Genomic DNA, 270 nt, shown 5'->3' on the forward strand with positions numbered 1-270 from the left:
TATTGGGGTAGCGCAGCTTGGCGTCAATCACTTCGGTGTAGCTTTCCATCACCATTTTGTCGCCGATTCTGGCGCTGTGGGCGTCGGCGGTGATTTTACGTACCCGGAGGGTCCACGTTGTCCCGGCCTGTGGCAGGTTAATGCGGTGGCTGCGCTCATAGCCGGACGTCGTTTTCCCGGTTACTGAGGTATTGATTACGGTGTTCCATGTGCCGCCGTCGGTCTGGAGATCGATGGCATAGTTAATGGAATTCCCCACCATGTCGCCGT

Annotated in this window: 1 protein-coding gene; it reads right to left on the reverse strand. The window is 56.7% G+C overall.

The features are described 5' to 3' along the window. On the reverse strand, positions 1-270 hold a 270-nt coding region (gene gpJ / locus AAIR21_RS28110; RefSeq protein ID WP_434682875.1), incomplete at both ends, for a TipJ family phage tail tip protein.

Origin of the sequence: Enterobacter sp. PTB (genome assembly GCF_051130085.1) — a bacterium.
Classification (GTDB): Bacteria; Pseudomonadota; Gammaproteobacteria; order Enterobacterales; family Enterobacteriaceae; genus Enterobacter; species Enterobacter ludwigii.